Raw genomic sequence first — 9,826 nt, forward strand, 5'->3', positions numbered from 1 at the left:
CTCATCGCTCCCGTTTGCGCAGGCGGTCGATCCGATCCTGTAACGGCGGGCGGCTTTTGAAAATCGTTCCAACGCCACCTGAGGGGATGTCGAGGTTCTGTTCGGTCGCTATCCGTTCGAGTGCATCTGCGACAGTCGCGGCACCGACTCGGTCTGCGGCGTAGTCGTCTCCCCGTCGAACAGCCCGCCGCGCGGCCCACAGCACCGGCAGCCAAAACCCAAGCGCGAGCCCGATCATAACGGCATACCAGATTGCTGAGCCCCACGCGAGGGCCACCACACAAACGACCAGGAATGCGTACAGCGGATAGAGTTTGATCGCCCGGTAGTGATACGCAATGCACCCGGCGTTCGTGGCCAGGAGCGCACCCAGCGATTCGTCGTCGAATCTTTTCAGCCCAAACGTGGAGACGTATAGGTGACGGCGTCCTGGGAGGCCGCGGAGATGGATCTCCAGCGTCTCGTCGGCGTCGGTCAGTATCCCGATGTCGTCCACGTCGAGTCCTGCACGCCCACATAGCGATTCGAGTCGGTCGCGTTCCTCACGGATAGGCGCCCGGATAGAACGAAAGAACCGGAAAAGGACCGGGGTTACGAACGGGAGTATCATCACGAACAGGATGAGCGTCACCGGAGCTAGTCCCAGGTCTTCGCCCATCACGATGCGTTCGAACGGGACGAACGCAATCGTCAGAAAGACCGTGAGAGCGAAGGCGAACCGAGCGACTCGACGCACTGCCGTCCACGTTGACAGGTCGATGTCTCTCACATCGTTGATCGCGGGAACGGTGACGGCGTACGCGGCGAGTGTCACGCACGCGGCCGAGAAAAACAGCGCGAACTGCGCCGCAACATCACTGAGAATCGACGTCACCGCTGCAGGGATCAAGTCGGGGAGAAGCGTAGTGATGGCGCGTTGGGCGGCATCCCCGGTACCGGAGATCCTGAATAGAAGATACGCGATTGCAGCCGCGGGGATGAGTGTAACGAGAAGGCGGCGAAGCCACACGGTCGGGGCGGACGTACGGAGGCTCACGCGGGCGGATACCCAGTACAGCGGAAGTGTCACGAGTAAAAACCCGAGAGCTGAACCAAGCTGGAGGGCGAGGGACATACTGAACTGCTACATAATGAGGAACTGTAACGTATTCGTTTTGTGAACTACCCTACCCTACTCGCTCACGAACTTCGTCAAAACGGACCAGTTGAAGAGGCGTTTGCGAAATACGAATCACCTATACGGCCCAAAATCGAAAGCGTGCAAACTACCACCCGGAAGAACGTCAAATGGTTCGTCCCTCCGAGCCAATCGTTCAGAACGCTTCAAAAACTCATGTTTCAGATAACGCGATCTCTTGGCGGAGACCTCCTCGACAAATTGCTGTTCAGACAGGGGGCTGAGAGTGTGATTGAAGGGCTATAAAATACGATTACCAGTCTGGTTCATTCACAGAGACAATATACGACTACTACTCCTCAACTCGGGTGTAACTTCGCTGATTATTTCTGATGTTTTTAGGGACAAAATCAACACTGGGGCACCAAATACGGCCGAAGATAGGGGGTACCGGTGGGTTAGCACCATCTCAGAGATCTGTGATTTCTGATGTGCGAAGGAAAGCTCTGTTCTTAACAACGCCGTCCAAATCAACGCTATTTGCGCCCCACAAGTGTCTTCCAGACGTCAACCCCGACCTTCCAGAGTTGTCGAGTTACGATCTGCAGATCGTACGTGAACGACTGTTCGCGCACGTACTGTAGGTCGTAGCGGAGCTTCGCTGCCGGCTCGATGCTACTAGCATCGTTAATCTGGGCGAGCCCCGTTAGGCCGGGTTTGACGAACCACCGTTTGCGCCACGTCTCGGCTTCATCTTCCAGAAGATATTCTTCTTCGGTCCAGACGGCGCGCGGTCCAACCACGCTCATATCGCCACGGAGAATCGACCACAGTTGCGGGATCTCGTCAAGATGGGTCTGTCGCAGAAATTGTCCCACTCTCGTTATCCGATCGTTGTCGTCGTCGTCGACCGGGGTCGCCGTTTCACCCGTTGAGATCATCGTGCGAAACTTGAAGATTGGGAACGTCTCGCCGAAGACGGCAGTGCGCTCCTGTTGATACAAGATCGAGCCGCCGTCTTCGAGCTTGATTGTGATCGCGATGATCCCGATCACCGGCAACAGGACGATGATGCCAGTCAGGGCAAACCCAACGTCGAATGCCCGCTTGAACATGTAATCCTGGATGTCCCACGGTTCGATCTCGACATCAACAAGGGGCGCATTGGGATCCGGGGTAGCCGTCAACACCGTATCCGCATGGTCTTGGTGTACCTTCGCGGCGACACCGTGTTCATAACACGCATCAAGCGCGCCGAAAAACTCCGCGCGGTCGGGGGTAGCAAACGCCAACACGACGGTGTCGATGTCGCGTTCAACGAGGATATCCTCGAGCCGTGAGAGCCCGCCGAGCCGGTCTAATTCGATAGGTGGGTAACCGCCATCGGAGACGGTAGGTGGTGTAGGCTCTGTAACACGCTGTTCGTGAGTTGACTGCCGCTCAGCTGGTCTCACTGCGGACGTCGGACAGAGATAGCCGAGTAACGAGAGCTCTGTTTCCTCCGCTATCTGTGTGATCTGGGACAGATCGTCGCCAACGATGATTGCTCGCTCGCTGCGGACTTCCGGACTGCGTAGCCAGATGAACCACAGCGGTACCACGACGAACAGAATCGGGGTCACCAACACCAGCGTCAGCCGTGGCACCTTATACGTATAATCGAAGTAGCCGATCGTCGCCAGCGCGAAGATTGCGACGAACAACCGCTTGTGAGATAAGGCGAGGATGTCCAGAATACGGCGCGGCCGGGGCTTGTACAACGGAATAAACGCGGCCGTCACGACCAAGACGGTGAATCCCACCTCGATGATGAACTCTGCTCCTGCGGGCGGCTCAACAGGCAGACGGGCGAGCAGTGGAATCATCGCGGCAAGCCCTTGGACAGCGCTGTTGTTGGCGAGCATCACCGCGAGCGCGGCAAGCAGCGCCACGCCACTGACGCTTGCGATCCGGTAGCGCCATCCGGAGTCCATTACAGGGTAATGTCAAGCACAGCATGTTAAGAACTGCGTTTCACCCGTGACGTTCGGGTTAATGACTTCCTACCCCTGCTCGGAACCCGGGCGACCGAAACGGCTAATCGGCACCCCCCACACAGACACGCTAATGCCTTCGCCCGAGGAGACGACTGCAGCCGCCCGCGCGTTTCTCGCGGACCATCCGGAGGCCGAGGACGCACTCGCCGCACTCGTTGAGCGAGACGCGGCCGGCGAGCCATGGACCTTCGCGGAGATTGCGTTGGACTCCGGTCGGTTTGGCGAACTCGTCTCACGTGATCTCGCGACGAGCGTTGATGATGGCTATCGGCTCCAGCATCCAGAGGCGATCCGTGCTGCTCTCGAGACGACGGCGGCTGCCGAGGACGTGACAGCTGCACCCGTCACCGATGAAGCGTCTGGCACTGACGGCATCGGCGAGACTCGAACGGGTGGTGTGCGGATGAACGAACTCATGGCGGTCGATCCGACGACGGTCGCGGGACTGGTTGGTGCCCTTTTCGCCGTCGCCGCGGCCCGCCTTGTCGCTGCGCCAGCCGTGCTTCGTGACGGCTTCGTCGTCTCGCCCGCAAACGACACCTACTTTTTCCGCTACTGGCAGGAACGGCTGGCCGCTCGGGCCTCCGGAATTTTTGACGTGGGGCTGTTCGCCGACATGGGCGGGGCTGCGAGTACTCGCCCGCTCTCACACGCGATCAACTGGTGGGTGACAGTCGCGCTCGGCGGCGTTGAGGCTGCGCCCATGGTTGCGGCGTGGCTACCGGTTGTGACCGCTGTTGTCCTCGGATACGTTGTATACCGCCTGGCCCGACTGCTCACTGGTGACGTCCGAGTCGCGCTCGCCGCGGTGCTGTTCTACGGGCTAGCACCCGCGAACGTCGTGTACACATCGGTGGGCTTTCTCGACCACCAAGCACATCAGTATCTGTGGCTTGGCTTGCTCGTACTGGCGCTGACGGCGCTCGCCGCCGATACCGCTCGGCGTGTCCACACGTCGATCCAGAGGGAGTCTGCGTCCGGGTCGCCCGTACGAGCACACGCGACTGATCCGACGATGTGGGCGATCGCGGCCGGCCTCGCGGTCACCGTGGCGGCTTCTACACACCTGTGGGGCGGCTCGCCACTCACATTCATTCCGGTCGCCGCCGTGGTCGGGCTCCGGGTCGCACTCGACGTACGCCACGACGTGTCGCCCGCGTTCGGAAACGCTCCTCTCGTTGGTGGACTCAGCGTCGGCGCCGCGCTCGCGTTAGCAGCCCACCACTGGCTGGGGTGGCACGAGACGATCGCGGCGGCTACGCCGCTGCTCGTCGCCGGTGGGGCGACCGCAGCCGTCGTCGTCGGCGAGGGGTGGCGCCGCACGGAACTTCCCGCGAAGGGACTCGTCGGGCTCGAAGTCGTCGTCGCCATCGGTGGTCTCCTCGCGTATCGGGCGCTTCGTCCGCAAGACATCGCCCGATTTCGGACGCGCGCCGAGGATCTGTTCTTCCGTGAAGGTGCCACCGAGACGGTATCGCTGTTTAGCCCCGACTTCGCGGTGGTGTTCGGCCCACTCATCCAGCTCGGGCTTGGGTTCTACTTCGCGATCGCTGTGCTCGCGGTCGCGACGTGGGCAATCGTCCGTCGGTACGAACCCGGCTGGCTCGTGGTCGTCTGCTTCGCGTGGTACTACACGCTGCTCGCGACGATCCAGGTGCGGTTCGCCGGTCAGCTGGCGATTTTCATCGCGCCGTTCGCCGGCATCGGGCTCGTGTACCTGCTCTCGGCGCTCGACATCATCCGCCCGGTCGACGTGATCGGTCGGCCGAGCGATGCGCACTCCGGAGAAGGTACGTCCCGGTCGCAACGTCTTGCGGGCGGTGACGGCGGTACGTCCCTGCGCGATCGCGTCAGCGACACCGATGACGAACAGCCCGTGTCCGCACTCCGGCTCCCCGCCAGCACCAGCAAACGTGGCTATCTCGTCGCGACGGTCGCGCTGGTGCTGATCTTTAACCTCATTCTCGTGCCACCGCTGGTGGGGCAAACCACTCACGATCGGACGCAGTTCGACGCCGCCCAGACGATCGACGGTCATGCTGACTCTGTCGACCGCGAGTATCCCGAGAACTTCGTGTTGAGCCAGTGGGGTGACAACCGGATGTACAACTACTTCGTGAGCGGCGAGGCGGAAGGCTACGGGTACGCACAAAGCAATCACGATCAGTTCCTCGCGAGTGAGGATCCCGATGGGTGGTACGATCAGTTCCAGGATCGGGTCGGCTACGTCGTCCTCACGGATCGCGAGAACGCGCCAGGAGACAACACCACGTATGCCGCGTTACACGAGGGGCGCGGCGTCGGAGCCAATGGAACGATGTCGACCGGTCACTACCAGCTGCTCGAGACGGATGATGGCGTGCGGACGTTTGCGGTCGTTCCCGGCGCTCTCATTGAGGTTTCTAACCCAGACGGCGAACAGGCGACGGCGACCACCACGGTGACCGTCGGCGACGAGAATCACACGTACACACGGAATGGGTCGGTCTCAGACGGCACGGCAACGATCCGAGTCGCTCACCCTGGGGAGTACACTGTTGGTGACCAAACCGTCTCCGTGACGTCAGAAGACGTTCTTGAGGGGAATCAGACGACGGTGTCTGCAGCGTAGCAGTCGATCACCGATCCGCTTGACCACACCGAAACCCGATTTTGGAACTGATCTGTCTGAGACGAGGGGCTCTCTCACCCTGCGTGCTGCTCAGCTGTAGCGGTGGGTAGAGCCGTGGTGTTCGATCCCCGAACACTGATACAGGCGGTTATCCATCTCACGTGTATGCCGTCGTACAGCGACGAGGATCTCCTCGAAGAGATTCGGCGTGTCGCCGACGTCGTCGACGCTGCTGGTGCACCGACAGTGACGCAGTTCAACGAACACAGCAGTATCGCAGACAGCACCATCCATCGCCGGTTTGGCTCGTGGAACGCCGGTGTCGCCAAAGCGGGGTTCGATCCGAATCCCCCAGAACCTGAGATCCCGACCGAGGACCTGATCGACGAGCTCCACCGAGTGCGTGATGAAGCCGGGCACATCCCGACAAGCACGCAAATAAACGCAGAGGGGGACTACTCGCGCTCGACGTATCAGAAACGCTTTGGGTCATGGCGTGACGCGTTGGTCGCAGCGTTCGACGACATCGAGGGTGTGGACGACATCGATCCGCGACGATCGGGCGATCCGAATCTGAAACCGCCGTCAAATCCGTCTGGTCGTCCACAAGAGCACACAGACGACGCACTCATCGCGGAGCTTCACCGGATCGCCGCCGAGCACCGCGACCCGCCACGCATTCGGGACGTCCGCGAGCACAGCGAGTACGGCGCGCAGACGTACATTCGCCGGTTCGGCTCGTGGAGAGCGGCGCTCGAGGAGGCCGGGTTCGAGCCGGAATGGTCGACCCGCGTCAGCACCGACGAGCTCCTCGCGGATCTCCACCGGCTTCGCGACGAGCTCGGCACGCGCCCGACCGCAACCGATGTCGTCGAGGAGGGCGCTCACGGGATCGCGACGTATCAGCGCCGCTTTGGCTCGTGGAGTGCGGCCGTCGAAGCGGCGTTTGGGGACGAAGACGCGGCAGATCCTCACGAGTAGTGGCTGTGAAAACGCGGTCGCAGACGACAGGGCAGCTCCCTATCCTGAAAAACGCCCTGTCGCCTGAAGGGGTCGAGCCCGATAGATTGTACGAACGGCACACACCTAGCTGTTGCGGTCGCCCGCGCATGTGTTCTGCGAATGGCGTGCACCGATGTCGAGTCTGTGTGTCGACATTTCTTCCGACGATCGCGTCGTGTTCTTTGTCAATTTTGAAAACCATCGTCTGACGGCCTCTATCCCGAGTGTGTTGTATTCACACACCGTTGAGATTCACACAAAGTATATATAGCAACCGCCGGAAGGGTTGGATGCAGTACCCCTATCCGAAAGGAGTGCGATGCCGACCGCGAGTAATCCGCGTCAAGTCCGGCTGCGCCCTCGATGCGATGTTGGTCGACGATGACCGGGCGAGTGAGACGGGGACAAAGCAAGGGTGTCGCGACGCAGAACGAAACAACACACAATGACAAAGAGCAATAATACAACGCGCACGAAGGCCAACGCGGTCTTCTTCGCTGCGGTCATGGTCATCTCCATGGTTGCGATTGGCTTTGCCGTCGCACCCGCAGCTGCAGTCGGCAACAACGCCGACGTTACGTTTGATGACCAGACGCTTTCAGGAGACGATACCGTCTCCGTCGACGCAGATGCCGACGGAGAAGAAGGAACAGTACTTGTGACCTATGAAGAGGATGGAGATACCATCCTTGCAGGGTCCGAATCTGTCGACGGCGAAGAGGAAGTCGACGTAGAAATTGAAGACACTGATGGCTTCCCGGGTAATCACACCGCACACATCGCCGAGGATGACTCTAATCTAGCAGAAGATTACGAGCCGGGCGATGCGGTCGACGATGATGAGGGAGATTCCATTGTAAGCGATGACGCTCGTGTCTACGATGGCGACGTGTCGCTCGACTCTGGCAGCACAACCTGGCAAGGTCAGGAGCTCGGCTTCGCGATTGACTCGCTCGAGGATGGCGACCAGCTTCAGGTCCGCAACGTTGACGATGATGACGATGTTGCTGGTCTCGAAGACGAATTCTCCGTGGGTGAAGACGGCTTCGCGACTGTCGATACTGAATCACTAGAGGACGGCGAGTACGTTATCGTTGACGCCGACAATAACGATCAGACGTACAAATTCGACACTGGTGTAGGTACGGCATCTTCGGATGATGGTACCGCAGATGACGAGAGTTTCGAAGTTGCCACCCAAGACTTCAGCACTGAGTTCGAAGATGAGGAAGTCGCACAAGAAGACGTTGACCTCGAAGTCGATACCAACCGTGGTTCCTCAGACGTTACTGTAGATGCTGATGGTGACCTCGATGACGACGAACTCCTTGATATCTTCGTGAACAACGGAGACTTCGAAGGCGACGTCGGCGACGAGGATGACGACGACGAGATTACGCTTGAGGACGTTTCCGATGATGACGTCGAAACAAACTTCAGTGAGATCGACACGGGTGACTACGAGTTCACTTTCGACGTGACTGACACGGAGGCCGAGGACACTGCCTCTATCAACGTCACTGAAGAACAGGATGGCGAACTCGACGTCTCCGAAGCTGCCGTTGAACAGCAGGGCGATGTGGCTGCGATCAACGTCGAACTCGACAACACTGACGAGGGGAACCTCGTGATCGGTAACGAGGAAGACGACGGCTACCAGGCCAACGTCTCCATCGAGGACGATGAGGACGATGAAGTGACGGTCCTCTTCAACACGTACCTCGCTGGTTCCGGTGCTAGCCTTGACGACGTCGTCTACACGGAGGACGACGACGCAGAGATTGATGTTGAGGGTGAAACGGACGACCTCGAAAACATCCTTGACACCGGCACGTACGACCTCTCGGTTGGTCCGAACACCGGCGACGATGCCGAGGCCTTCGAGGAAACTCTCGACGACCCGGACACCATCTCCTCGCTCTCGATTGAAGAGCGCGGTGACACGGAGCTGGCTCTCTGGCGGACTGGAGAGAACGTTGAAGAAGACATCGCTGACGAACTCGACGACGAAAACGAGAGCGCAACTGTCTCGTTGATCGCTGACTCCGTCGAGGACGACCTCGTTACCGAGGGCGACACGCTCGCCGTCGACGAGGAGGATGGCGACTACAGCGACGTTCAGGTCCACCAGCTCAGCGCCTCGGGCCTGCAGGGTCCGCTCGCGAACGCGAGTGACGACCCCAGTGATGTCGACAGCACGAATGCGCTGTACGAGTACCTCCAAGAGACTAACAACGAGGACGACAACGACGCTGACGATAACTCGGACAAGCTCGAGATCGTCTTCGAGGAGCAGGACCCTGGTGCGAACCAGGAAGCCAAGGAGATCGATCTGAATGAGCTCGCTAATGATGATGAGATTAGCGACTCTGACTTCTCGGATCTCTTCACGGTGGTCTACGATGAGGACAACGACGACTACTACATCGTCCTCAACACGGACAACCTGAACGATCTCGAAGATGATGACCTCGACGATGATGACCTCAATGTGAACATTGAGGACGAAGACGAGTACGAGGTCCAGACGAGCGTGCAGGACGCGCGTCTTCTCGACATCCTCGATGAGGACGACGAGGACGCCTTCGAGGACGCCTTCGAATCCGCGTCGGCCTCGTTCACGGCTGAGGAAGCCGAGGGCGAGTTCGACAACGAAGACGAAATCGAAGTTGAGGCCGCTGACGAACAGGAGCTCACGGGAACGACGAACGTCGCGCCCGGGACGGAGTTCGACGTGCGCGTCCGCAGCGACGACGACGCCTCGACGAGCTTCATCGAGAACGACGAGGATCTTGCCGTCTCGGCTGACGGCACGTTCACCTCCGAGTTCGACTTCAGTGAGCAGGAAGTGAACGACACGTTCACGGCTGAGGTCCGTCAGGCTGGCTTCGACGCTGACTCCGACGGTACGGTCGTCGAGCAGACCGAGGACCCCGCGTCCTTCGAGGTCTCTGACCTCGACCCCGAGGAGGCCACCGCCACGCAGGGCGACGAAGTGACCGTCTCGGCGACGATCGAGAACACCGGCGAAGCGGAAGGTACCCAGGACGTCGCGCTCAC

The 9,826-nt window shown here is 59.9% G+C and carries 5 protein-coding genes; 3 read left to right on the forward strand and 2 right to left on the reverse strand.

Translation table 11 applies throughout. The features are described 5' to 3' along the window. Nucleotide 1 precedes the first annotated feature (1 nt). A complete protein-coding gene (locus tag U4E84_RS09890; RefSeq protein WP_322531929.1) occupies nucleotides 2-1,114 on the reverse strand; it encodes a hypothetical protein in 1,113 nt (370 codons plus the stop codon). 539 nt (nucleotides 1,115-1,653) lie between these two features. After that, nucleotides 1,654-3,090 carry a sugar transferase gene (locus U4E84_RS09895; RefSeq protein WP_322531930.1) on the reverse strand — a complete coding sequence of 479 codons (1,437 nt, stop codon included), beginning with the start codon at nucleotides 3,088-3,090 and terminating at the stop codon, nucleotides 1,654-1,656. A gap of 133 nt (nucleotides 3,091-3,223) precedes the next feature. Here U4E84_RS09895 and U4E84_RS09900 point away from each other — a divergent pair, with 133 nt between their 5' ends. The 3 genes from U4E84_RS09900 to U4E84_RS09910 all read left to right on the forward strand — a co-directional run. Then, nucleotides 3,224-5,764 (forward strand): hypothetical protein, encoded by a 2,541-nt coding sequence (locus U4E84_RS09900; protein ID WP_322531931.1) that lies wholly within the window; start codon nucleotides 3,224-3,226, stop codon nucleotides 5,762-5,764. Nucleotides 5,765-5,878: 114 nt separating this feature from the next. Beyond that, a complete protein-coding gene (locus U4E84_RS09905) occupies nucleotides 5,879-6,745 on the forward strand; it encodes a homing endonuclease associated repeat-containing protein (protein WP_322531932.1) in 867 nt (288 codons plus the stop codon). A gap of 466 nt (nucleotides 6,746-7,211) precedes the next feature. Then, a partial coding sequence (locus U4E84_RS09910) for a BGTF surface domain-containing protein (protein WP_322531933.1) occupies nucleotides 7,212-9,826 on the forward strand: 2,615 nt, incomplete at its 3' end.

Origin of the sequence: Halorubrum sp. AD140, assembly GCF_034497445.1 — an archaeon.
GTDB lineage: Archaea > Halobacteriota > Halobacteria > Halobacteriales > Haloferacaceae > Halorubrum.